The sequence below is a fragment of the Aequorivita sp. Q41 genome, assembly GCF_039831855.1.
In the GTDB taxonomy this organism is placed as follows: domain Bacteria; phylum Bacteroidota; class Bacteroidia; order Flavobacteriales; family Flavobacteriaceae; genus Aequorivita.
In genome coordinates this window covers 137,292-162,086 of sequence record NZ_JBDPMS010000002.1, presented here as the reverse complement: position 1 = coordinate 162,086, position 24,795 = coordinate 137,292, and the positions used below count along the sequence as shown (strand labels likewise).

General features: G+C 35.3%; 18 protein-coding genes. 14 read left to right on the top strand and 4 right to left on the bottom strand.

The genetic code is table 11. The annotated features are described in order from the left end of the window. The 11 genes from ABJ955_RS10200 to ABJ955_RS10150 all read left to right on the top strand — a co-directional run bounded on the left by ABJ955_RS10200 (position 1) and on the right by ABJ955_RS10150 (position 14,787). Positions 1-2,409 (top strand): 3-hydroxyacyl-CoA dehydrogenase/enoyl-CoA hydratase family protein, encoded by a 2,409-nt coding sequence (locus tag ABJ955_RS10200; protein WP_347374519.1) that lies wholly within the window; start codon positions 1-3, stop codon positions 2,407-2,409. Positions 2,410-2,489: 80 nt separating this feature from the next. Then, positions 2,490-3,680 carry an acetyl-CoA C-acyltransferase gene (locus ABJ955_RS10195; protein ID WP_347374518.1) on the top strand — a complete coding sequence of 397 codons (1,191 nt, stop codon included), beginning with the start codon at positions 2,490-2,492 and terminating at the stop codon, positions 3,678-3,680. Beyond that, positions 3,680-3,874, top strand: a complete 195-nt coding sequence (locus tag ABJ955_RS10190; RefSeq protein WP_347374517.1) for a four helix bundle protein — start codon at positions 3,680-3,682, stop codon at positions 3,872-3,874. The genes ABJ955_RS10195 and ABJ955_RS10190 overlap by 1 nt, the downstream gene beginning before the upstream one ends. Beyond that, complete coding sequence (locus tag ABJ955_RS10185) at positions 3,841-3,996, top strand: four helix bundle protein (protein ID WP_347374516.1); 156 nt, start codon at positions 3,841-3,843, stop codon at positions 3,994-3,996. Before ABJ955_RS10190 ends, ABJ955_RS10185 begins: the two co-directional genes overlap by 34 nt. Positions 3,997-4,037: 41 nt before the next feature. After that, entirely contained in the window at positions 4,038-5,846 is a 1,809-nt protein-coding gene (locus ABJ955_RS10180; protein WP_347374515.1) for an acyl-CoA dehydrogenase family protein, read from the top strand. Between the two features lie 156 nt (positions 5,847-6,002). Beyond that, a complete protein-coding gene (locus ABJ955_RS10175) occupies positions 6,003-6,869 on the top strand; it encodes a hypothetical protein (protein WP_347374514.1) in 867 nt (288 codons plus the stop codon). A gap of 93 nt (positions 6,870-6,962) precedes the next feature. Further along, the gene (locus ABJ955_RS10170) at positions 6,963-8,294 is read left to right on the top strand and encodes a M28 family metallopeptidase (protein WP_347374513.1); all 1,332 of its coding nucleotides are present in this window, start codon (positions 6,963-6,965) and stop codon (positions 8,292-8,294) included. 10 nt (positions 8,295-8,304) lie between these two features. Then, positions 8,305-9,930 carry a M1 family metallopeptidase gene (locus ABJ955_RS10165; RefSeq protein ID WP_347374512.1) on the top strand — a complete coding sequence of 542 codons (1,626 nt, stop codon included), beginning with the start codon at positions 8,305-8,307 and terminating at the stop codon, positions 9,928-9,930. Next, positions 9,930-10,502, top strand: coding sequence for a YdeI/OmpD-associated family protein (locus ABJ955_RS10160; RefSeq protein ID WP_347374511.1), 573 nt, complete (start codon positions 9,930-9,932; stop codon positions 10,500-10,502). The genes ABJ955_RS10165 and ABJ955_RS10160 overlap by 1 nt, the downstream gene beginning before the upstream one ends. An 18-nt stretch (positions 10,503-10,520) precedes the next feature. Next, the gene (locus tag ABJ955_RS10155) at positions 10,521-13,811 is read left to right on the top strand and encodes an amidohydrolase family protein (protein ID WP_347374510.1); all 3,291 of its coding nucleotides are present in this window, start codon (positions 10,521-10,523) and stop codon (positions 13,809-13,811) included. A 304-nt stretch (positions 13,812-14,115) separates the two neighbouring features. Then, a complete protein-coding gene (locus ABJ955_RS10150) occupies positions 14,116-14,787 on the top strand; it encodes an ATP-binding cassette domain-containing protein (RefSeq protein ID WP_347374509.1) in 672 nt (223 codons plus the stop codon). A gap of 47 nt (positions 14,788-14,834) precedes the next feature. Here the strand turns inward: ABJ955_RS10150 and ABJ955_RS10145 are convergent, their stop codons facing one another. Next, the gene (locus ABJ955_RS10145; RefSeq protein WP_347374508.1) at positions 14,835-15,467 is read right to left on the bottom strand and encodes a fasciclin domain-containing protein; all 633 of its coding nucleotides are present in this window, start codon (positions 15,465-15,467) and stop codon (positions 14,835-14,837) included. A 193-nt stretch (positions 15,468-15,660) separates the two neighbouring features. Between ABJ955_RS10145 and ABJ955_RS10140 the strand changes: the two genes are divergently transcribed. Next, on the top strand, positions 15,661-16,038 hold the full coding sequence (locus tag ABJ955_RS10140; protein WP_347374507.1) for a LysM peptidoglycan-binding domain-containing protein: 378 nt from the start codon (positions 15,661-15,663) through the stop codon (positions 16,036-16,038). A 63-nt stretch (positions 16,039-16,101) separates the two neighbouring features. On the opposite strand, the gene ABJ955_RS10135 is transcribed toward ABJ955_RS10140, so the two are convergent. After that, on the bottom strand, positions 16,102-17,565 hold the full coding sequence (locus ABJ955_RS10135; RefSeq protein WP_347374506.1) for a magnesium chelatase: 1,464 nt from the start codon (positions 17,563-17,565) through the stop codon (positions 16,102-16,104). Positions 17,566-17,664: 99 nt separating this feature from the next. Further along, entirely contained in the window at positions 17,665-18,786 is a 1,122-nt protein-coding gene (locus ABJ955_RS10130) for a VWA domain-containing protein (protein WP_347374505.1), read from the bottom strand. Positions 18,787-19,019: 233 nt separating this feature from the next. Here ABJ955_RS10130 and ABJ955_RS10125 point away from each other — a divergent pair, with 233 nt between their 5' ends. Both ABJ955_RS10125 and ABJ955_RS10120 read left to right on the top strand, forming a co-directional pair. Further along, positions 19,020-19,610, top strand: a complete 591-nt coding sequence (locus ABJ955_RS10125) for a superoxide dismutase family protein (protein ID WP_347374504.1) — start codon at positions 19,020-19,022, stop codon at positions 19,608-19,610. 156 nt (positions 19,611-19,766) lie between these two features. Next, positions 19,767-23,270 (top strand): TraB/GumN family protein, encoded by a 3,504-nt coding sequence (locus ABJ955_RS10120; RefSeq protein WP_347374503.1) that lies wholly within the window; start codon positions 19,767-19,769, stop codon positions 23,268-23,270. A gap of 73 nt (positions 23,271-23,343) precedes the next feature. On the opposite strand, the gene lpdA is transcribed toward ABJ955_RS10120, so the two are convergent. Then, on the bottom strand, positions 23,344-24,747 hold the full coding sequence (gene lpdA, locus ABJ955_RS10115) for a dihydrolipoyl dehydrogenase (RefSeq protein ID WP_347374502.1): 1,404 nt from the start codon (positions 24,745-24,747) through the stop codon (positions 23,344-23,346). Between the last annotated feature and the right edge of the window lie 48 nt (positions 24,748-24,795).

Genomic DNA, 24,795 nt, shown 5'->3' with positions numbered 1-24,795 from the left:
ATGTCAAAAAGAAGAATTAATAAAGTAGCGGTAATCGGTTCCGGAATTATGGGAAGCGGTATCGCCTGTCATTTTGCCAATATTGGCGTAGAAGTACTATTGCTGGATATTGTGCCACGGGAGCTGAATGATGTTGAAATAAAAAAAGGACTTAGCCTTAATGATAAAGTGGTGCGAAACCGTATTGTAAATGGTGATTTGCAAAAAGCGATAAAAAGTAACCCTGCCCCACTCTATCACAAAGATTTTGCAAAACGCATTACCACTGGAAATTTGGAAGACGATATTGCCAAAGTGAACACAGCCGATTGGATTATTGAAGTGGTAATAGAACGCTTAGACATCAAAAAACAAGTTTTTGAAAACCTTGATAAGCATAGAAAACCGGGAACGTTAATCACATCAAACACTTCAGGTATTCCTATAAAATTTATGAGCGAAGGCAGAAGTGATGATTTTCAGAAGCATTTCTGTGGCACACACTTTTTTAACCCGCCTCGCTATTTAAAGCTTTTTGAAATTATCCCTGGACCAAAAACTTCAAATGAAGTGTTAGATTTCTTAAATGGATACGGTGAAAAATTTCTTGGGAAAACGTCTGTTGTTGCAAAAGACACCCCTGCATTTATAGGAAATAGAATTGGAATCTTCGGAATACAAAGTCTTTTTCATCAAGTAAAAGAAATGGGACTCACTATTGAAGAAGTAGATAAACTTACTGGCCCTGTTATTGGCCGCCCTAAGTCTGCTACTTTCCGAACGGTTGATGTTGTCGGTTTAGATACCTTAGTTCACGTTGCAAAAGGAATTCATGAAAATGTTCCTGAAGATGAAGAACATGGAATTTTTCAAATTCCAGGATTTATCGATACCATGATGGTAAACAAATGGTTGGGCAGCAAAAGTGGGCAAGGGTTCTATAAAAAAGTGAAAAACGAGGACGGTAGTAGCGAAATTCTTTCATTAGATTTAGAATCATTAGAATACAGAAAAAGTAAAAAAGCTTCTTTTGGAACTTTAGAAAAAACAAAAACGGTCGATAAAGTAACCGATCGCTTCCCTATTCTTATAAAAGGTGAAGATAAAGCTGGCGAATTCTACCGAAAAAATTTCGGTGCTATGTTCGCATATGTCTCCAAAAGAATTCCCGAAATAACCGATGAGCTCTACAAAATTGACGATGCTATGAAAGCTGGTTTTGGTTGGGAAAACGGTCCTTTTGAAATTTGGGATGCCGTTGGGGTAAAAGAAGGAATAACACTTATTAAAGAATTAGGGAAAGAACCTGCTTCTTGGATTAACGAAATGCTAGCATCTGGCGTAGAATCTTTTTACACGGTTAAAGAAGGAAACACCTATTATTACGATATTCCTCAGAAAAAACACTTAAAAGTTCCTGGGCAGGATTCATTTATAATCCTCGACAACATTCGTAAAACTTCTGAAGTTTTCAAAAACAATGGTGTTGTAGTCGAAGATCTTGGAGATGGTATTTTGAATGTAGAATTTATAAGTAAAATGAATTCAATTGGCGGGGATGTTTTAGCCGGAATTCATAAAGCTATCGACATTGCTGAAAAAGATTTTGACGGTTTGGTTATTGCCAATCAAGGAAAAAACTTTTCGGTAGGTGCCAATATTGGAATGATATTTATGATGGCGGTAGAGCAAGAATACGAAGAACTAAATGCTGCTGTAAAATACTTTCAGGATACCAGCATGCGTCTGCGCTACTCTTCCATTCCAGTAGTAGTTGCGCCTCGTGGAATGACCTTGGGAGGTGGTTGCGAGTTTACACTTCATGCAGATCGCGTAGTTGCAGCTGCTGAAAGTTATATAGGTTTGGTTGAATTTGGTGTTGGAGTAATTCCTGGTGGCGGTGGCTCAAAAGAAATGGCAATGCGCGCAAGTGATACTTTCAAAAAAGACGATGTAGAACTAAACAGATTGCAAGAGTACTTCTTAACAATCGGAATGGCAAAAGTTTCCACTTCAGCTTATGAAGCTTATGATACTGGAATACTTCAGCAAGGAAAAGATATAGTAATTGTAAATGAAGCAAGACAAATAGCCGCTGCCAAAGCTACAGCACGTTTTATGGCAGATCAAGGCTATACAAAACCAATTCCTAGAACAGATATAAAAGTACTTGGAAAACAAGCATTAGGTATGTTCCTTGTGGGAACCGACCAAATGATTGCAGGAAAATACATAAGCGAACACGACAAGAAGGTTGCAAATAAGCTTGCGTACGTAATGGCTGGTGGCGATTTAAGCGAAGCGAGTTACGTAAGTGAACACTATTTACTTGATCTTGAAAGAGAAGCATTTTTGAGTCTTACTGGTGAAAGAAAAACCTTAGAAAGACTACAACATATGATTCAGAAAGGAAAACCATTGAGAAATTAGAATTGTGTAAAGAGGAGTAAAAACTGAGAAAAATGAATTTTCTTAATTCTCAATACTAACATCTAAATACTAAATAAAACATGAAAACAGCATATATAGTAAAAGCATACAGAACCGCGGTGGGCAAAGCGCCTCGTGGAGTTTTCCGCTTTAAACGCCCTGATGAATTGGCTGCGGAAACCATCAAATATATTATGAATGAGTTACCACAACTCGATAAGAAACGTATAGACGATGTAATTGTAGGTAATGCCATGCCTGAAGCCGAACAGGGTTTAAATATGGGCCGATTAATTTCATTAATGGGCTTAGATATTATCGATGTTCCTGGAATGACTGTAAACCGCTATTGTGCCTCAGGATTGGAAACAATTTCAATTGCTGCAGCTAAAATACAAAGTGGAATGGCAGACTGCATTATTGCAGGTGGCGCAGAAAGCATGAGCTATATTCCAATGGGTGGTTACAAACCGGTGCCAGATTATAAATTGGCTAAAGAAGGCCATGAAGATTATTACTGGAATATGGGATTAACTGCAGAAGCCGTTGCAAAGAAATACAATGTTTCGCGTGAAGACCAAGATGAATTTGCGTATACAAGTCAGATGAGAGCTTTAAAAGCACAAGAAGAAAACCGTTTTCAGGACCAAATAGTTCCCATTGAAATAGAACACACTTTTGTAAATGATTCTGGGAAAAAAGTTTCTGAAAAGTACACCGTAACTAAAGATGAGGGCCCTCGAAAAGGAACCAATGTAGAGGCACTTTCAAAATTGCGTCCTGTTTTTGCCAATGGCGGTAGTGTAACCGCAGGTAATTCTTCACAAATGAGTGATGGTGCAGCATTTGCAGTAATCATGAGTGAGGAAATGGTAAAAGAATTAAACCTTGAACCAATAGCACGACTGGTAAGTTTTACTGCCGTAGGTGTAGAACCAAGAATTATGGGTATTGGCCCAATAAAAGCTATTCCGAAAGCTTTAAAACAAGCTGGACTTAAGCAAGATCAATTAGAGTTAATAGAATTAAACGAAGCTTTTGCTTCGCAATCATTAGCTGTAATAAGAGAACTTGGCCTAGACAAGGAAAGAGTAAATGTAAATGGCGGGGCCATTGCGTTAGGGCATCCGCTAGGATGTACTGGCGCAAAACTTTCTGTCCAATTATTTGATGAAATGCGCAAAAGAAGCCTTCAAGGAAAATATGGAATGGTAACAATGTGCGTAGGAACCGGGCAAGGAGCTGCGGGAGTTTATGAATTTTTAAAATAGTGGTAAGAACCAAGATTCTAGAAACATATAAAATAATTGGTAAGTTTCCAGATTTTGAAAAATTCGGTTTGGTTTTACAAATAAATAGATATGCTGTATCCATACCTTCAAATATTGCTGAAGGTTCAAGTAAAAGCACTAATAAACATTTAAACAATATTTGGAAGTTAGTTTGGGTTCGTCTTTTGAATTAGAAACGCAATTAATCATTGCTTTCAATGAATCATATAGTTCAGAAGAAAATTTTAAACTTATAGAAGAAAGAATAAAACAAATTCAAAAAATGATTTTAGAATCCAAATCTGGACTTGCATAAAAGTCTTGACTCTTGGTTTTTAAATTTAAATATCTCAAAAAATGAATACAGAAAAAACACAAAGCGAATTGCTCCGAGGTGGACAATTTTTAGTAAAAGAAACCAAGGCCGAAGATGTTTTTACTCCGGAAGATTTTTCGGAAGAACAGAAAATGATGCGTGATTCCGTTAAGGAATTTGTTGACCGTGAAATTTGGCCGAATAAAGAACGATTTGAGCATAAAGATTATGCCCTTACTGAAGAAATAATGCGTAAAGCTGGTGATCTTGGCCTTTTGGGTGTCGCTGTACCTGAGGAATATGGTGGATTGGGAATGGGCTTTGTAACAACAATGCTTGTTTGCGATTATATTTCTGGAGCCACAGGTTCAATTGCAACTGCATTTGGCGCACATACTGGAATTGGCACCATGCCAATTACACTTTATGGAACCGACGAACAAATTAAAAAATATGTGCCAAAACTTGCCAGTGGCGAATGGTTTGGTGCGTATGCTTTAACGGAACCTGGAGCGGGAAGCGATGCCAACAGCGGAAAAACAAAGGCTGTTCTTTCTGAAGATGGCACCTATTATTCCATCTCTGGTCAGAAAATGTGGATTTCGAACGCTGGATTTTGTAGTACTTTTATAGTTTTTGCAAGAATTGAAGACGATAAAAACATCACTGGGTTTATTGTTGAAAATGATCCTAGTAATGGCATTTCACTGGGCGAAGAAGAGAAAAAGTTAGGAATTCACTCCTCCTCTACGCGTCAGGTTTTCTTTAACGAAACAAAAGTTCCTGTAGAAAACATGCTTGCTGGTCGTGGGGAAGGGTTTAAAATTGCTATGAACGCGCTTAATGTAGGTAGGATAAAACTTGCCGCAGCAAGTCTTGATGCACAGCGCCGTGTAATTTCAAGCGCCGTAAAATATGCCAACGAACGTATTCAGTTTAAAGTGCCAATTTCATCATTTGGTGCCATAAAATTAAAGTTAGCTGAAATGGCGACAAACGCTTATGTTAGTGAAAGCGCTAGTTACCGTGCAGGAAAAAATATTGAAGATAGAATTACCTTACGGCAACAAGCTGGCGCTTCACATCAAGAAGCTGAATTAAAAGGTGTTGAGGAATATGCAATTGAGTGTTCAATATTAAAAGTTGCCGTTTCTGAAGACATTCAAAATTGCGCCGATGAAGGAATCCAAATATTTGGCGGAATGGGCTTTAGCGCAGACACCCCCATGGAATCTGCTTGGCGGGATGCACGTATTGCACGTATTTATGAAGGTACAAACGAAATAAATAGAATGCTAGCTGTTGGTATGCTAGTAAAAAAAGCAATGAAAGGCCACGTGGATCTTTTAAACCCTGCGCAAGCTGTAGCTTCTGAATTAATGGGAATCCCTTCTTTTGAAACCCCCGACTATTCTGAATTACTTTCTGAAGAAAAGGCTATGATCGCAAAATTGAAAAAAGTATTTTTAATGGTTGCAGGAAGTGCCGTTCAAAAGTATGGCACGGAGCTAGAAGAGCATCAGCAAACATTAATGGCAGCAGCAGATATTTTAATTGAAATTTATATGGCTGAAAGTGGAATATTAAGAACTGAGAAAAATGCTAAACGTTTTGGAGCGGAGGCGCAAAAAGAACAAATTGCAATGGCTCAATTATATTTATACCACGCTGTAGATATTATAACTGTAAAAGCAAAAGAAGCTATTTTATCGTTCTCTGAAGGTGATGAACAACGCGCTATGTTAATGGGATTAAAACGATTTACTAAATACCAAAACACTCCAAATATTGGTGAATTAAGAAAAACTATTGCTGAAAAAGTGATTGCTGAAAATCAGTATCCCTTTTAATAAAATTTACTGAAATAAAATTTTTATAGACCTAACAGAAAAATCTGTTAGGTTTCTTTGTTTTATAAATCATAAAATAACTCTAAAGTTTTAGGGTTTTTTAAATTTTCAGTTTTTTGGCGTAAAGTTTGTTATTTTTAAGCCAAAATAATTGCAATGAAAAAGCTCCAATTCCTACTTATTATTTTCACACTCAATTTCACTTTTGCACAACAAAATCCTGAAGTTTATATTTTAGATGTTTTTCCAGCTTATGAAGGCTTACAATTATTAAACCTTCATAATATAGCTAACGACAACGGCTACGACAATCAACCTTCTTTTGCTTCAGATGAAATAGTTTATTTTGCAGGAAATAATAAGGGTCAAACTGATATTGCTACCTACAATTTAAATACCAAGTCTAAAAAATGGCTTAATCAAAAAACTCCAGGTAGTGAATATTCCCCTCAAAAATTTCCTACAACTAATAATGTAGCAGCAGTTCGTTTAGACAAAGATGGTTTACAAAGGCTTTATACCTATAACTCGAAAACAGGCATTGCTACCAAAGCAATAGAAAATATACAAGTTGCATATTTTGCTTTTTACAATGACGAAAAAATGCTAGCAACCGTTCTTGATGGTGAAAAAATGGATTTAGTATTGCTTAATTTAAGTTCAAAAACTACCGATACACTATTTTATAATGCAGGAAGATCGCTTCAAAAGGTTCCCAAAACAAATGCTATGAGCTATACTTTAGTAAATGAAGCAGGAAATCTTGACCTCTATCTCTTAGAAATGGAAACTTCAGAAAGTTTTTTTATAACTGAGTTACCCATAGGAATTCAGGATTATGTATGGATAAACGACACACAAATTCTTGTTGGTAGTGGGTCTAAACTTTATCTGTACGACACTTTAGGAATGTCTGAATGGAACCGCGTTGCTTCACTTGAAGAGTATGGAATTAAAAACATTTCCCGTATGGCTATAAGTCCCAATGGAAAAAAATTGGCTGTTGTAGCTGAAAAAAGGTGAGTGCTCTATAAGGCATAACAAGTAAAAAGGTTTTTTGGTGCATGTTGTGCTTTGAATTTCTTTTTGGTATTTTTAAACAAAAAAATTGTTTGAATGAAAAGCATCTTACTCTTCGTTACTTTTATAATTTCATTACATTCCTTTTCCCAAACTGATCAAAAAATCTACGCTATAATCGATTCTGTTTCTTCAGATAGAATTAAATCAGATATTACTACCCTTGCTAATTTTGGCACTCGAAATACATTTAGTGATACGATCAGCAATACCCGTGGTATTGGTGCTGCCCGCAGGTGGATTAAAGCTGAATTTGAAAAAATATCTAACGATTGTAGTACTTGCTTGCATGTTTTCTATCAAAAAGATTTTGTAAAAGCAGAACCGAACAATCGCATTCCTAAAGACACTTGGATAGTAAATGTAGCGGCAATTCAAAAAGGGACAAAATACCCAAATCGCTACATTATAATGAGTGGTGATATAGACTCTAGAAATAGTGATGGAAGTGACTTTACAAAAGATGCTCCCGGTGCCAATGACAATGCAAGTGGCATGGCTGGTACAATGGAAGCGGCACGCGTGCTCTCAAAATACAAATTTGAAAATAGTATTATTTATTTGGGATTGAGTGGTGAAGAACAAGGCCTATTTGGCGGAAAAGGATTCGCCGATTTCGCAAAAAAGAACGGTTGGGAAATTATAGGCGTTTTTAATAATGATATGATTGGTAATATTAAAGGGGTAGATGGTGTAATTAGCAATCGTGATTTTAGAATTTTTAGCGAGCCAGTTCCTCCAACAGAAACCGAAAAAGAACGGCAAATGCGACGTTTTTATGGTGGAGAAGTAGATGGAATTTCACGTCAACTTGCCCGTTACGTTTATAAAACCACGAAAATGTATATGCCCGAAATGAACCCTATTATGGTGTATAGGCTGGATCGTTTTGGTCGTGGTGGTCATCACCGTCCTTTTAACGATCTTGGTTGGGCAGGCATTAGAATCATGGAAGCACACGAAAATTACAATCAGCAACATCAAGACCTCCGCACGGAAAATGGTATTGAATACGGCGATAATTTAAAATTCGTGAATTTTGAGTACGCTGCGAAGCTTACCGCCGTAAATGCAATTAATTTAGCTAGTATTGCTTGGGCACCGCCCGCACCTAAAAACGTTGCAATAGGAGGTGTTGTAGAAGCTTCAGTGAAATTAAAATGGGATCAAGTTGATGGTGCTACAGGCTATAAAATTTATTGGCGAGACACCACCTCTCCTACTTGGGATCACAGTCGTTACGTTGGCGATGTTTCTGAATTTACATTAAAAGGAATTGTAATTGATAATTCATTTTTTGGGGTGGCTTCCGTAGGGAAAAATGGCCATGAAAGTGTTGTTGTGTTTCCAAATTCTGTATTTCGATAAATTATAAATTATGAAAGAAAAAATTATAGTCACCGCTCTCTTGCTTTTAAATCTTACTGCTTTTGCACAAGAATTTTCCCGTGCAGATACACTTCGCGGTAGCTTAACACCGGAAAGAATATGGTGGAATGTTAGCTATTATGATTTGAAAGTTTCAGTTAATCCTTCCGAAAAGTCCATTGAAGGTAGCAACACCATTTCATATAAAACACTGGAAACAAATCAAGTAATGCAAATAGACTTGCAAGCACCAATGAAAATTGATAAAGTGGTTCAAGATGGACAAGAAATAACTTTCACTTCGGATGGAGATGCGCATTTTTTAAAACTTCAGAAAAAACAGAAAAAAGGGAAAAATGAAAAAATAACAATTTATTTTTCAGGAAAACCGATTGTAGCAAGGCGTCCCCCGTGGGATGGCGGATTTACTTGGACTAAAGATAGCAATGGAAAAGATTTTATAGCAACCGCAAACGAAGGCATTGGTTCTAGTGTTTGGTGGCCATTAAAAGATCACCCTTCAGATGAGCCCGATAAAGGCATTACGATTTCTATAACAGCACCAAAGCACCTTATGGATGTTAGCAATGGACGACTAAAAGAAGTTATTGAAAATGAAACAACAAAAACCTGGGTTTGGGAAGTTGTAAACCCAATAAATGCGTACGGTGTGAACATCAATATTGGCGATTATGTACATTGGAGTGAAAAGTACAAAGGGGAAAAAGGAATGCTGAATATGGATTATTATGTACTCCGTGAAAATGAAGCAAAAGCTAAAATTCAGTTTAAACAAGCGGTAATGACTATGGAAGCTTTTGAACATTGGTTTGGCCCCTACCCTTTTTATGAAGACGGCTACAAGCTCGTTGAGGCACCGTATTTAGGAATGGAACATCAAAGTAGTGTTACCTATGGCAACAAGTTTGAAAACGGATATTTGGGGCGTGATCTTTCAAGAACTGGTTGGGGTTTAAAGTTCGATTTTATAATTATTCATGAAAGTGGACACGAATGGTTTGCAAATAATATTACCAATAATGATGTGGCAGATATGTGGATTCACGAAGGGTTTACCTCTTATTCAGAAAATCTGTATTTGGATTATTTCTTCGGAAAAAAAGCTTCTTCGGAATATGTAATTGGTATTCGAAAAAATATTTTGAACGACCGCCCAATTATTGGTAAATACAATGTCAATAATCAAGGAAGTAGCGATATGTATTATAAAGGAGCGAATATACTTCATACAATTCGGCAGCTGATACAAAATGATGAAAAATGGCGCCAAATTCTTCGTGGTCTCAATGAAGATTTTTACCATCAAACTATTAGCAGCAAGCAAGTTGAAAATTATATAAGCAAGAAAAGCGGGTTAGAATTAACTGAATTCTGGGATCAGTATTTACGAACCACAGAAGTTCCAAAAATTGAATATTCGTTTAATGAAAACACTTTGAAGTTTCGCTATATAAATACCATAAAAAACTTTGAAATGCCTATTATTGCTGAGATAAATGGCATTGAAGAATGGATTTACCCAAGTGCAGAATGGAAAACCAAAGAATTTTCATCAGGGATAGAAACAGTGGAAATTAAAAAAGATTTTTATGTAAATTCTGAAAAACTAAAGTAATGGATGAAAAACCAGAACTATATTTTGAAGACGATTCACAATGGCGAAATTGGTTACACGAAAATCACGATACGTTTCCAAAAGGCATTTATTTAATATTTTATAAACTAGAAACAGGAACCCCAACAATGCGTTGGGAGGAGGCTGTAAAAGTAGCTTTATGCTATGGCTGGATAGACAGCACTGTAAAAAGCTTAGGAGCTGGAAAAAGACGCCAATATTTTTGTAAACGCAACCCAAAAAGTGTTTGGAGCGCCTTAAACAAATCGTATTTAAAGGAATTAGAAAAGAACGGACTTCTTCATGAAAGTGGAAAGAAAATCGTTTTAGAAGCTAAAAAAAATGGGAGTTGGACTGCTTTAGACGCTGTTGAAAACCTAATCATTCCTAAAGATCTTCAAAAAAGTTTTCAAGGAAATCCACTAGCATATTCAAATTATAAAAAATTCCCGCCAAGTAGTCGTAAAAGCTATCTTTATTGGCTCTATCAAGCAAAGCGGGAAGACACAAGAGCAAAACGTATTTCAGAAATCATTACGCTTTGTGAAAAAAATATAAAATCAAGAAATTAAATACTTAACATACCTACTATGAGAATTTTTCCATTTCTACTCTTATTTACTATTTCAACCACATTTTTCGCACAAAAAAAGGATTCTAAAGCCAAAGAAAAAGAAGAATCAAAATGGGAAGTAGCCAATCCCGGTAACGATTTTAACTACAAAACACATTCTTTTTCTACAAATGAAGGTACATGGATGAATCTTGATGTAAGCCCAGATGGTAAAACCATAGTTTTTGATATGCTAGGCGATATTTATAGCATGCCAATTACGGGCGGTGAAGCCAAAATACTTCGCGCAGGCATTCCTTTTGAAATTCAACCTAGATTTAGTCCAGATGGCACAAAAATTTCATTCACTAGTGATGCTGGCGGGGGAGATAATATTTGGGTAATGAATAGCGACGGAACCGATGCACAACAAATTACCAAAGAAGATTTTAGATTGTTAAACAACGCTGTTTGGAGTGCTGATGGTAATTATTTAATAGCACGAAAGCATTTTTCATCCGGAAGAAGTTTAGGGGCTGGGGAAATGTGGCAATATCATAAATCTGGTGGCAGTGGCTTGCAACTCACAAAACGTAAAAACGACCAACAAGATGTAAATGAACCTTTTGTATCACAAGATGGAAACTATCTTTACTACTGTGAAGATGTATATCCAGGCGGTTATTTTCAATATAATAAAGACCCAAACGATCAAATTTATGTAATAAAACGATATGAATTTGAAACTGGAAAAACAGAAACAATTACAGGTGGACCAGGAAGTGCCTCGAGGCCAACAATTTCACCTGACGGAAAAAAACTGGCATTCATTAAAAGAGTTCGAACCAAGAGTGTATTGTTTTTACACGATCTAGAAACTGGAGAAGAATGGCCTATTTATGACGCTTTAAACAAAGACCAACAAGAAGCTTGGGCACTTTTTGGTACGTATCCAAACTTCAGTTGGATGCCCAACAACCAAGAAATCGTATTTTGGAGTGGTGGAAAAATAAATAAGATTGCTGTGAATTCACTTACGGTTACAAACATACCTTTTACTGCAAAAGTGAATATTGATTTGGCAGAAACCGTGCATTTCAACAATAAAATTGAGTCTGAAACATTTACTCCAAAAATGATTCGTCACGCAGTTACTGCACCAAACGGGAAGTTTATTGTTTTTAGTGCGCTTGGGCATTTATATAAAAAAACCTTACCAAATGGTACTCCAGAACGCTTAACAAATAGTACAGATTTTGAATTTGAACCGTGTTTTTCACCTAATGGCACTGAAATTAGCTACGTAACTTGGAATGATCTGGAAAAAGGTGCAATTCGAAAAATTTCAATTAATGGTGGAAATTCAACAAAAATAACTTCTGAAAAAGGAATTTATAGAACCCCTTCCTATTCCCCAGATGGTACGAAAATTGTCTTCAGAAAAGAAAAAGGAAATACCGATCAAGGATTTACCTACACTAAAAATGATGGTATTTACATTATAGACGCAAATGGGAGCAATGAAAAATTTGTTGTTGACAAAGGTGAATATCCATTATTCAGTAATGATGCAAAAAGAATTTTCCTTCAAACAGGCGGTACCTATTTTGGTAATATTGAAAAACAATTGCGTAGTGTAAATCTTGAGGGAGCGGATGAAAAAACACATATTAAATCAAAATACGCAAATAGATTAATACCAAGTCCAGATAATAAATGGATTGCTTTTACAAACCTTCACAAGCTATATGTTGCGCCTTTCCCGCTTAACGGGCAAACTATTGATTTAGACAACAACAGTAAATCTGTACCTGTTTCTCAACTCGCAAAAGATGCTGGCATCAATATTCATTGGTCATCAAACAGTGAAAAATTAATGTGGACCTTGGGTGATGAATATTTTAGCAATAAACTTAAGGATCGTTTTACTTTCTTAGCTGGTTCACCAGAAAAAGTCCCTGAATTAACAGAATCAGGAATAAAAATTGGCTTACAAGCTCCTGTAGATAGTCCTAGCGGTAAAATTGCTTTTACCAATGCACGAATCATTACCATGGAAAACGATAAAGTGATTGAAAATGGCACTATTCTTATAAATGGCAATAAAATTGAAGCAATAGGTGAAGCTGCTAAAGTTTCTATCCCTGCTGGAACAAAGATATATGCTTCGGAAGGAAAAACCATTATGCCAGGAATGGTAGATGCGCATGCGCATGTGGGGGCTTTTCGTTATGGGTTACCTTCACAACAATACTGGCCCTTTATGGCAAACTTAGCTTTCGGGGTAACAACATCGCACGATCCATCTGCAAATACTGAAACGGTTTTCACACTTTCTGAACTTCAAAAAAGTGGAAATTTGGTGGGCCCTAGATTATATTCGACCGGATTTATTCTGTATGGTGCCGATGGCGATTTTAAAGCGGTTATTAATAATTTAGAAGATGCAAGAAGTAGCATTCGCCGTACTAAAGCTTTTGGCGCAAAAAGTGTGAAAAGTTACAATCAACCCCGTAGAGACCAGCGCCAACAAGTTTTACAGGCTGCAAGAGAAATGCAAATCAATGTAGTGCCAGAAGGTGGCTCAACGTTTTATCACAATTTAACGATGGTAATTGACGGCCATACAGGTGTAGAGCACAATATACCGGTAGCCCCAGTTTATAAAGATGTTTTGGAGATTTGGGGTAAAAGTGGGTCTGGCTATACTCCTACGCTAATTGTAAATTATGGTGGAATGAATGGAGAATTTTACTTCTATGAACGCGACAATGTGTGGGAAAATGAAAAATTATTAAATTTTACACCGCGTAGTATTGTAGATAGCCGTTCACGCCACAGAATAAAATCTCCGCAAGAAGAGTATAAAAACGGTCATATTTTAGTTTCTGAGACTGTTAAAGAACTTAGTGAAGCAGGTGTAAAAGTTAATATGGGCGCTCATGGGCAGCTACAAGGCCTTGGGGCTCATTGGGAAACTTGGATGTTACACCAAGGTGGAATGAGTAATTTGGAAGCATTAAAAGCCGCAACTATAAATGCTGCGGAATACATTGGTGCTGGGCAAGATATTGGCTCTCTTAAAGTAGGAAAACTAGCCGATTTAATCGTAATGGATGAAAACCCACTTGAAAATATAGAAAATACTCAAACTATAAAAATGGTTATGATTAATGGAAGGTTATACGATTCTGAAACCATGAATGAAATTGGAAACACCCCAAAAAAGAGGCTTCCTTTTTTCTGGGAAATGGATAAATACAATCAAGCTTTTCCATGGCATCAAGAAACACAAGGTTTTATGGATGGCGGTTGTAGCTGTCATTAATAGTTTATAAAAAACAAAATGTACCGAGCTTATTGGCAGTTTTATAAAACTATAGTGCCTTTTATATCTGTGTTTGCTATTATATGCAGTTTATTTGGAGGATTGCTTTGGGCATCTTTGCTTTTTTTAATTATTGGCCCTTTTATTGGTATGCTTGGTTTTAATGTGTTTTATAAGAATCAATTCTATTTTTATTTCAATTTAGGAATCACAAAAACTAGCTTGCTAAAAACTTCATTTATTATAAACTTTCTTATAGGAATACCTGTTTTGGGCTTGCTATTTTTAATATTTAACCTTTTCCTTGGCATTAATACAACTTTATAGCGCATCAAAAACGTATGGCAAGAAAGAAATTATCAAAAACGTTTCTTTTTCACTTGAAACAGGCACTATTTTAGGCGTCTTCGGAAGAAACGGCTGCGGAAAATCGACCCTGCTCAAAATGATTTTTGGAACTGTAATAGCTGACTCTATTAAAATTTCTTTCGATAATAATTCTTTTAATCCAAGGAATACTATTAATAATAGACAGATTGCTTATTTACCTCAATTTTCCTTTTTGCCAAAAAATATAAAAGTTCGCGACTTGATTCCCATCTATTTTTCAGACGAGAAAGCCCAAGATGCAATTTTTTATGACCCTTTAATTGCAACATTTACCGCAAAGAAAGTAAGTGCCTTATCCTTAGGGCAAGTTCGTTATTTAGAGGTGCTTTTAGTAGGTACTTCCCCGCATCCTTTTATTATGTTCGATGAACCATTTTCGATGGTAGACCCATTATATAAAATTGAAATAACTAATTTTCTGAACAAACTTAAGGTTAAAAAAGGAATACTTATAACCGATCATCATTATGATGCTGTTTTAAACATTACAACTCAAAATTTATTGATTAAAAATGGTATGTCCCACTCCATTGAAAGCAAAGAAAGTTTAAAGGAATTCAAGTATCTCAGTGAAAATTCGATATAAAAAAAGCCTCATTGCTGAGGCTTATAAAATTCATTTTTAAGTATGAATTATTTTTTTGGCATCAACACTTTATCAATTATGTGAACAATCCCATTTGATGCATCCATATCTGCACTTGTTACGGTTGCAGTATTTCCGTTGGCATCTTTTACCATTACTTTACCATCTTTTTCAGACAAGGTTAAAATTTCGACATTCATAGTGGTAACATCAAGCTTATTATTTGCTTCTTTTATTTTTACTAAAACGTCTGTAGCATTCATTTTCCCTTGAAGTACATGATATTTCAATACTTTTTGAAGATTTTCTTTGTTTTCTGGCTTCATAAGCTCTTCTCGTGTTGCTTTTTTAAGCTTTTCAAAAGCAGTATTTGTAGGTGCAAATACTGTATATTCTCCTGCTGTCTTTAGTATTTGAGCTAAATCTGCAGCTTGAAGCGCACTAACTAAGGTAGAAAGTTCTGAATTACCCATTGCTTTTGCAGCAATGGAATTCGCTTCCAGTTCAGCCATTTTCATTTTAGCATCTTCTTCTAATTTCATTAAAGAATCGCTTTCACGCTGCATACGCATTTCTTCTGCCTGTGCCTGTGCTTGCACTTCTTTCTTTTTCGAGTCATTACAGCTCGCAAATAGCATTGTTACTACTGCAGCCGACATTAAAATTGTTTTTAGTTTCATAGTTGTATAGATGATTTGTTTGAATCAAAGATATTCTAAGTCTTATTAATATTTTATTAATTCTGATTAATGTTTAGTTAAAATACTGTCAAATATTTAAATATACAGCATATATACTAAAGTTTTGCAAACACTAGAAAGTTAAACACTATATTTTTGTATATTTAAAAAATAACTTTTAAACTTTAAAAAAATGATTAAATCAAAATATCAAAGTGTCTTGGATTTAGGTGAAAAACTTAATATTCAAAATGGCGATGTAAAAGAAGAAAATGGACAATTAAAGGTATGGGGAACCGCAAATACTCCTTACGAAAAAAACCTTCTTTGGGATGAAATAAAACGTGTTGGAGGTGAAAATCCAACAGATATCATGGCTGATATACAGGTAGCAGATGCTTCAATTTATGCACACCATACTGTAAAAAGTGGAGAGTCCCTTAGCAAAATAGCGAAGCATTATTATAAGGATCCAAATAAATACAACACAATTTTTGAAGCGAATAGAGGAAAATTAAAATCTGCCGACCTTATTCACCCTGGTGATGAATTGGTAATCCCACATATTTAATTTTCTAAAAAACATTTAAAAACCCCCACAAGTATATACTTGCGGGGGTTTTAATATGCACGTTTAAAGTCCGCTAATGTAGCTTCCATATAAATCTTTAAAATGCAGTCCATTTCCCAAACTGAATTTACTTAGTTTATTGTTTTCTGCCAAAGCCCAGAGTATAACTTCTTTTAAAAAATAAATGTCTTTTTTTGAAGTTTTAGGTTGGTATTTCTCTATTAGCTGCTGAAGAGGAATTATTCTGTCAAGTTCACTTTTATACACTACTTCAGAAAATGAATCGCGTAGTTCAAAATCATTTTCTTCAAAAAACCAAGCTACTAGTTCTGCATACGGATCTATATCGTCTGACTTAGTAAGTTTTTCAATTTTCGGGAATTTTTCTAAAAATATAGTATTCACAGCGTCTACAATTAATTGCTGTGCAACTTGCGACACACCTTCCTGCTCGCCTTCGTAAACCAATTCTACTTTTCCTGTAATTGAAGGAATAACCCCCATAAAATCGCCCAAACGAAGGCTTGTCTTTTCTTCGCCAGCATGCAAAGCTCTTCGTTCTGCGGTGCTCAATAGGTTTTCAAAAGCAGTAATGCTCAATCGGGCACTTACACCACTTTTAGCGTCTATAAAATCATTTTTTCGAGCTTCAAAACTAATTTGTTCTAAGATATCTTTTGCTAGTTCTGGCACATAAATATTTGATTTCGCGTTGATAGCTTCCGCTGTTTCTTGTTCAGTAATTATGCGTGCCGTTTCAATATCTTTAGGATAATGTGTTAAAATCTGCGAACCGATCCTGTCTTTTAATGGCGTTACAATACTCCCTCTGTTAGTGTAATCTTCTGGGTTGGCCGTAAAAACAAACTGAATATCTAAAGGCAATCGCACTGCAAAACCACGAATCTGAATATCGCCTTCCTGCAAAATATTAAAAAGTGCCACTTGAATTCTAGCTTGTAAATCTGGTAACTCATTGATGACAAAAATGCAACGATTGCTGCGTGGAATCATCCCAAAATGTATCACTCGGTCATCTGCATACGTTAATTTTAGATTGGCTGCTTTTATTGGATCTACATCGCCAATTATATCTGCAACGGTAACATCTGGCGTGGCAAGTTTTTCTGAAAAACGTTGGTTGCGATGCAACCAACGTATTGGAGTCGCGTCTCCTTTTTCTTCAAGAAGGTTTTTAGCATACCTGGAAATGGGATTGAAGGGGTCGTCATTAATCTCACTACCGTCAACAATAGGAATGTATTCGTCTAAAAGTTGCACCATCTGTCTTGCTAAACGTGTTTTAGCCTGTCCGCGAAGCCCTAAGAGGTTTATGTTATGCTTTGAAAGAATGGCGCGTTCCAATTCTGGGATTACAGTTAGCTCATAACCGTGTATTCCTACAAAAGTTGTTTCTTTCTTCATTATTTTCTGAAGTAGGTTACGACGTAATTCTTCTTTTATTGCTATGGACTTGTAACCCGAATTTTTGAGCTCGCCAAAGGTTTTAATTTTTTCTATATTCATAATTTTTTACTTTCAATTTTTAATTTCCAATGACTTAAAAGGAAAAATTATTTTTGTTTTTTACCACAATAGCCATGTACACACCAAAACCCCAGGCTACTATTTTATATGTTTTCTACGGTTGGTTTCATAATCACTAAAAATCATTTCGCCTAAACCTTTTAAACCTGTATAAAATGCTTTTCCTTGATTTGCTGCAGAAAAATGTTCTACAAACTGCATTAAATAAGGATCTTCTGCAATCATAAATGTAGTTATGGGAATATGAAGCTTCCGTGCTTGCGATGCCATAGCATAGCATTTGTTAACAATATAATTGTCAAGGCCATTGCTATTTTTATAATAACGTCCATCGGGAAGCCTTACACAGCTCGGCTTACCGTCGGTTATCATGAAAATTTGTTTGTTGGTGTTTCGTTTTCTTCGAAGCATATCCATAGCAAGCTGAAGTCCAGCAACCGTATTTGTGTGATATGGACCTACATTTAAATAAGGCAAATCTTTTATTTTTATGGGCCAGGCATCATTTCCAAAAACTAAAACATCTAAAGTATCTTTTGGATAGCGTGTTGTTATAAATTCAGAGAGCGCCATAGCCACTTTTTTTGCTGGTGTTATTCGGTCTTCGCCATACAAAATCATACTGTGGCTAATATCGATCATTAGCACAGTGCTCATTTGGGTTTTATGCATGGTTTCTTCAACCACTAAATCATTTTCTGAGAGAGTGAAATCGCCAAGACCATGATTTATTTGTGCATTTTTAAAACTTTCAGTCATAGAAATCTGCTCCAAAGAATCACCGAATCTATAGTTTCTAAATTCTCCTGCTTGTTCATCTCCCCTACCTTTTTGCTTGGTTTTATGATTCCCTACGCCATTTTTCCGAAGTTTACCGAATATTTGTTCTAAGGCTTTTTTGCGAAGTGCTCTTTCCGTTTTTTCAGTAATCTTCAAACCATTTTTACCATCTATTTTTATTGCTTCCCGCAAATACCCTTTTTGCTTTAATTCCTCCACAAAATCATCTAAAGTGTAATCTTCAGAAGTAATATTATACTCTTCATCCAACTGCTTTAACCAATCCATAGCTTCTTCAAAATCTCCTGAAGTATGCGTAATTAACTCTTGAAAAACATCAAAAAGTGTATCGAAAGGGGATTGGTTTTTTGGAGTGTGTTTGGTAAAAACAAACCCGCTTATAGCTTCTTTCTTCTTCATCTTTTAAAAGTAAAACAATCGTTGTTTATATTCCAAATTGAAACGTTAAACTAAGTTTAAAGTATTTGTAAGAAAATTATATGTGTAGGAATAAATTTTGTTTTGGCATTAAAAAGTTAGATTAACGCTAATTTTAAATGCTAAGTTTTTTTTAAAATTTTGCGCACTGTGAAAGGAAATATTACCTTTAAGAAATTAAAGAATAACTAACACTAACTATAAAGTATATTCAAATGAAAAAACTAGGATTATTAATTACAGCCACAGCAATTTTAGCGTTTGTAGGTTGTAAGAATGAAAAAAAAGACATGGATAATGCAGAAGAAGTAACTGATTCTGTACAAGTAGATACCACTGCTGAAAAAGTGGAGTCTAAATCAATTTCAGTTACCATGGAACCTAAGAGCGGAAGTACCGCTGTGGGCGAAGTATATTTTACAGAAGCAAATGGTATTGTGAAAATGGAAGCTAAATTTTCTGGGCTTACAGCAGGAACACATGCAATTCATTTACATGAAAAAGCAGATTGTAGCTCAGATGACGGAAAATCTTCAGGGGGACACTGGAATCCCACACACCAAAAACATGGTAAATGGGGAGATGACGAAGGTTTTCACAAAGGTGACATCGGTAATTTTGAAGCAGATGCCAACGGAAACGGAAAAATAGCAATGCAAACTGATGAATGGTGTATTGGGTGTGGGGATGAGAAGAAAGACATTCTTGGAAAAGCAATTATAGTACATGATGGAACAGATGATTTTGTTTCACAACCAACTGGGGATGCTGGAGGAAGAGTAGCCTGTGGCGGAATTATTAAATAAAAAGTATAATAAGTTTCTAAAAAAGCCATTTCAACCTTGAGATGGCTTTTTTATTTGGTAGGGATTACGTTTTTATCTTTTCGCAAAAATATAAGATTTAAATTGTATTAAAATTACTATTATTGATTATTATTAATACAACCCACTGTTACTTATATGAATGGTTCTGCGCGCTTTCTTTTTTTAATTGCTATAGCTTTTCTCAACATACATGTTTTAATTGCACAAGACCGTGATAATTATAATCTTTTATGGGAAATTAAGCATAAGGACAGTGCTAAAAAATCATACCTTTTTGGCACATTACACGTAAAGGATAATCGTGCTTTTAAGTTTAGTGATTCGGTAATTCCTGCAATAAAAAACTCAGAAATTTTCGCATTGGAAATCAATCCCGATTCGATAAATGATGATTTTGATAAAAATTTATATCTAAAATCTCCAAAAAATATTTTTAAAAAAGTTTTATCCAAGGAGGATTACCAACGATTAAAAGATCGTTTTTTTGAAATAAACAAAATAGATCTTGATAGTTTTCCAATCCTGCATCCAAAGTTGATAGAGTCTATGTTAACTAAGGAAAAAGATAAACCAAACGACAGACGCACATTTTTGGACGCCTACCTCTACGGAATCGCACATAATAGCAATAAAAAAATAACTGGGCTTGAAAAAATTGAAGACCAGATTCCATTAACTGAAAATTTAAAAGATGAAGATGTAAAAAAAAGCATCCTTGGTATATTAAATAATAGCAAGGAAGAGCTAGATGAACAATTAGAAACAATTACCCAACTGTATTATGAAGGGAATATTGACAAAATATTATACTGCATTAATAAAAACGCAGCTGCAGACAAAATAATGGTACGTCGTAACAATGTTATGGTTAATAGCATGGTTAAAATAATGCAAAACAATACAATTTTCGCTGCTGTAGGAGCAGCCCATTTACCTGGGAACGATGGAATGCTTGAACTGTTAGCACAAAAAGGGTATTCAGTTCGTAAAGTTCAAGCAACATTTAATCAAGAAAACGAACAATACAAAATAGTCCCTAATACAACGCGTTGGTTTTTAACCAATGATGAGTCATTGGGGTATAGTGTTTTAACTCCCACAAAACCAATTGCGTTAGATATTGTTGAGAAGTACGAAAGCTATAGCAGTACAGATCTTATATTCGGGAGTACTTTTGATTATTTGATAATGGACTTAAGAAAACAGAATCTAAAAAAAGGCTATGATTTTGTAGGAAACATAATCAATAGTCACCTCAAAGATTCAGCAGATAGTGTAGTAAGCAAAAGAACCTATCAAAAAGATAGCATACAGTTTACAGAGGCAATTATTCAAAAAGAAAAAAGTGTAGCACGGATGCAGCTTGCCTTTTACAATAAAATTGTCTACGTTTTTTTCTCTGAAAGTACTTTAGATGAAATCACTTCTCCGTATGCGGACACTTTTTTTAATTCTATAAAAGTATTTGATCCAAAAATTAAACCTTCCGTTTGGAGAACCAAAATAGATACTGTAGGTGCCTATAGCGTCCGGATACCAAAACCTGAAACTGATCGCACTCAAGTAAAAGAAAACCCTTATGATGAGGAAAAATCGTCTTACATCTTAAACATGTTTACCACGGAGGATGAAGCTAATAAAACCGTTTATATTTTAAGATATAACGACCAACCATTAGGGTATTACTTAAAACAACAAAATGATTACTACGTAGAATTTGATAATTATTTTTCAGAAAAAGGACATACATTAAGCGAATCGAAGAAAATAACTTTAGGTGCTGCAGAAGGAGAAGAATATGAAGTTTTATTCAGTAATAAATTTCATACAAAAGCGAAACTATTTTTACGCGGAAATAGAACGTATTTATTGATGGCCCAGAAAACTGTAGAAAATGAAAAAATCTCTGACGATGATGAGTTTTTAAATTCCTTTAAACTGCTACCCTATGCCAAAACAACTTTTGATACTGTTGTTACTATCAATGAAAAATATTCCTTTAAAGCTCCAAGTAAGGAGGTTTTACTTGAAGAAGAACGCTATGATGCTTCAATGGAATACAGTAGCTTAAAAAATTACAGCTCCATAGACCGTAATACTGCTGGCACGTATTTGGTGCAAAGTGTTAAACTTAAACCCTATTATAGAAAAAAATCACCTAAAGCTTTTTATGAAGATTATATTAAAATTTTAACAGAATATAACGACACTGTAATCAGTAATGTTTCAACAACTTTGGCTGGAAAACCAGCACGTGAAATACGAATGACAAACCCAGACACCAAGGTTAAACAACGAATGAAATTGTTGCTTGAAGACGACACAATTATCTTGCTTTTAACCTATTTGGGAGATGAAGAAATAGATAAACCGCGAGTAAATGATTTTTTTGATTCATTTGAAATAAAGAAAAACACAAACAAATTCGACCTTACCGCCTCCAAAGCAGCCTTGATTTTTAAAAATCTAAAATCGAAAGACTCTACAAAATTTAATGATGCAAATGGTGCCTTTGAGTATTATGCTTTTGATGCTTCAGAATATAGTACAATAGCAAAAAATCTAACCCATAATTTTAAAAACGACAGCCTTTATCACGGCCCAAAATACAATATAATTAGTGAATTGGTTACTCTTGAAAAACCTGAAACCCTTAATACACTTACCGATTATTACAAAGCTAAAAATACAAGCAACAACGCTAAGTTGGCAATTCTAGAAAAATTTTTAGAATTAAAAAATCCAGCAGCACCAACAACATATTTTGATTTATTAGAAAATTACCAACCGCAACGTATTATAGGAACTTCATTCAACGTATTTTATTCTTTATCAGACACCATCCCCCTATTTGTTCGCAACGATGCCTTTTTTGCAAAACTTGCAGCAACAGACAATTACCGCGATAAACTTGCTTCCTTATACAGCTACAATGTTTTGGGTGATAGTATTTATGAAAACAAAATGCCATTGCTAAGTAGCGTATTTTTAAAAAACATGTATTCAGATGCTGTGAAATATATAGATACGACAGTTCGAAATAACAACAGTAATATAAATTATTCACTCATCCAGAGCTACGTTAAAATTGCAAAACAATCTGATGGGGAAAATTCAGAAATAAATAAAACACTTCAACTTCTTATTCAGAATATTGAAAAAGAAGAATGGTTGTACATTCAAGTTTTAATGGCCGCTATACATTTAAACTTAGAAATAGATTCTAATATATTGAATACCGCATTGGAAGATCTGTATTCTAGACACGAATTAATGGAAAGTCTTATAGCATCTCAAAAGACCAACTTAATTCCACAAAAATATTTAGAACCTAAGGAATTTGCCAAACTCTCCTTATACAATACCGCCGGAGGAGAATATGAAGAATACCCAACTACGTTTAATTATTTGGATGAAATTATAGTTGACAAGCTAGCGTATTATGTATTTACCTTTTCCTATTATGAAGATAATGAAGAAAGCTATTTAGGGGTGGTAGAAAAAGCTGAAGTTAATCTCTCAAGTTTTAATCTGGCAAATGCCTATGTAGCCTGGGAACTTGTTGAAGAAGATTGGAAAACACAAGCAATAACCATTATAAAAAATAATACAAGCGCGGAAGGTTCGGTTACTGAATAAAATCTTTTAAAAAAGTATAGCACTAAAAAAGTCCCAAATAATTGGGACTTTTTTAGTGCTATACAACTAGCTTTTAAATGTGCAATGCTCTATCTTCAGTTGCTGCTAATGCAGCTTCTTTTACAGCTTCTGCATAGGTAGGGTGTGCATGGCTCATTCTCGCAATGTCTTCAGCACTTGCGCGGAATTCCATAGCCACAACAGCTTCAGCAATTAAATCTGCAACACGGGCACCCACCATATGTACCCCCAAAACCTCATCTGTATTTTTATCTGAAAGTATTTTTACAAAACCATCTGTATCGCCACTCGCACGGCTTCTTCCTAAAGCACGCATCGGGAACTGTCCACTTTTATATGCGATATTAGCCTCTTTAAGCTGTTCTTCAGTTTTACCTACTGAAGCAACTTCTGGCCACGTATATACAACACCTGGAATTAAGTTATAATCGATATGTGGCTTTTGCCCAGCAATTATTTCAGCTACTAAACTTCCTTCTTCAGAAGCTTTGTGTGCAAGCATAGCTCCTCGAACTACATCACCAATAGCATAAATATTTTTAATGTTTGATTGAAGCTGATCGTTAACATCAATCATTCCTCTTTCTGTTATTTTTACACCAGCATTTTCAGCTTTTAAGCCATCAGTATACGCTTTTCTTCCTACAGAAACCAAACAGTAATCACCAGTCAAGGTTACTTCTTGATCTTTTTTATCTGTTGCGGTAACAGTAACTTCTTTTCCTTTTTTTGAAACTCCAGAAACTTTATGAGAAAGGTAAAACTTCACCCCTTGTTTTTTCAAGGCTTTTGTTAATTCCTTGCTTTGAGCAGCATCCATTGTTGGGATAATTCTATCCATATATTCTACTACAGAAACTTCAGCTCCCAAACGACGGTATACCTGCCCAAGTTCTAAACCAATTACCCCCCCTCCAATAACCACAAGATGTTTTGGCACTTCTTTTAAACTTAAAGCTTCGGTTGATGTGATAATTCTATCCTTATCAAGTTTTATAAATGGAAGTGATGCAGGCTTGCTACCTGTAGCAATAATTGTGTTTTTTGCCTCGATGGTTTCTGTTTTCTTTCCGTTGGTAATTTCAATATGCGTAGCATCTTTAAAAGCCCCCATTCCGGTGAAAACATCAATTTTGTTTTTATCCATTAAGAACGCAATTCCTTTTGTAGTCTGATCTACAACGGCAGCTTTACGCTCAATCATTTTTTTGAAATTTAGCTTTATATCACCTGGAATTTCAATTCCATGGTCTTCAAAATGTTTTAATGCATCTTCATAGTGATGTGAAGAATCCAACAATGCTTTGCTAGGAATACAACCAACGTTTAGACAAGTTCCGCCCAAAACATCATATTTTTCAATAATTGCAGTTTTCATTCCTAATTGTGCGCAACGTATTGCGGCCACATAGCCACCTGGCCCAGAACCTATTACTGCTACATCATAAGTGCTCATAAAGTATCTCTTTTAAAATGAAATGCAAATTTAACTGTTAAAGCTTAG

What these genes read in the sequence shown, in the direction of transcription:
- ABJ955_RS10135 (WP_347374506.1), bottom strand. Translation starts at nt 17,565, where the DNA reads ATGAATATAGAAAAAATTAAAACCTTTGGCGAGCTCAAAAATTCGGGT.
- ABJ955_RS10195 (WP_347374518.1), top strand. Translation starts at nt 2,490, where the DNA reads ATGAAAACAGCATATATAGTAAAAGCATACAGAACCGCGGTGGGCAAA.
- ABJ955_RS10155 (WP_347374510.1), top strand. Translation starts at nt 10,521, where the DNA reads ATGAGAATTTTTCCATTTCTACTCTTATTTACTATTTCAACCACATTT.
- ABJ955_RS10180 (WP_347374515.1), top strand. Translation starts at nt 4,038, where the DNA reads ATGAATACAGAAAAAACACAAAGCGAATTGCTCCGAGGTGGACAATTT.
- ABJ955_RS10170 (WP_347374513.1), top strand. Translation starts at nt 6,963, where the DNA reads ATGAAAAGCATCTTACTCTTCGTTACTTTTATAATTTCATTACATTCC.
- ABJ955_RS10165 (WP_347374512.1), top strand. Translation starts at nt 8,305, where the DNA reads ATGAAAGAAAAAATTATAGTCACCGCTCTCTTGCTTTTAAATCTTACT.
- ABJ955_RS10160 (WP_347374511.1), top strand. Translation starts at nt 9,930, where the DNA reads ATGGATGAAAAACCAGAACTATATTTTGAAGACGATTCACAATGGCGA.
- ABJ955_RS10175 (WP_347374514.1), top strand. Translation starts at nt 6,003, where the DNA reads ATGAAAAAGCTCCAATTCCTACTTATTATTTTCACACTCAATTTCACT.
- ABJ955_RS10120 (WP_347374503.1), top strand. Translation starts at nt 19,767, where the DNA reads ATGAATGGTTCTGCGCGCTTTCTTTTTTTAATTGCTATAGCTTTTCTC.
- lpdA (WP_347374502.1), bottom strand. Translation starts at nt 24,747, where the DNA reads ATGAGCACTTATGATGTAGCAGTAATAGGTTCTGGGCCAGGTGGCTAT.
- ABJ955_RS10200 (WP_347374519.1), top strand. Translation starts at nt 1, where the DNA reads ATGTCAAAAAGAAGAATTAATAAAGTAGCGGTAATCGGTTCCGGAATT.
- ABJ955_RS10145 (WP_347374508.1), bottom strand. Translation starts at nt 15,467, where the DNA reads ATGAAACTAAAAACAATTTTAATGTCGGCTGCAGTAGTAACAATGCTA.
- ABJ955_RS10125 (WP_347374504.1), top strand. Translation starts at nt 19,020, where the DNA reads ATGAAAAAACTAGGATTATTAATTACAGCCACAGCAATTTTAGCGTTT.
- ABJ955_RS10130 (WP_347374505.1), bottom strand. Translation starts at nt 18,786, where the DNA reads ATGAAGAAGAAAGAAGCTATAAGCGGGTTTGTTTTTACCAAACACACT.
- ABJ955_RS10140 (WP_347374507.1), top strand. Translation starts at nt 15,661, where the DNA reads ATGATTAAATCAAAATATCAAAGTGTCTTGGATTTAGGTGAAAAACTT.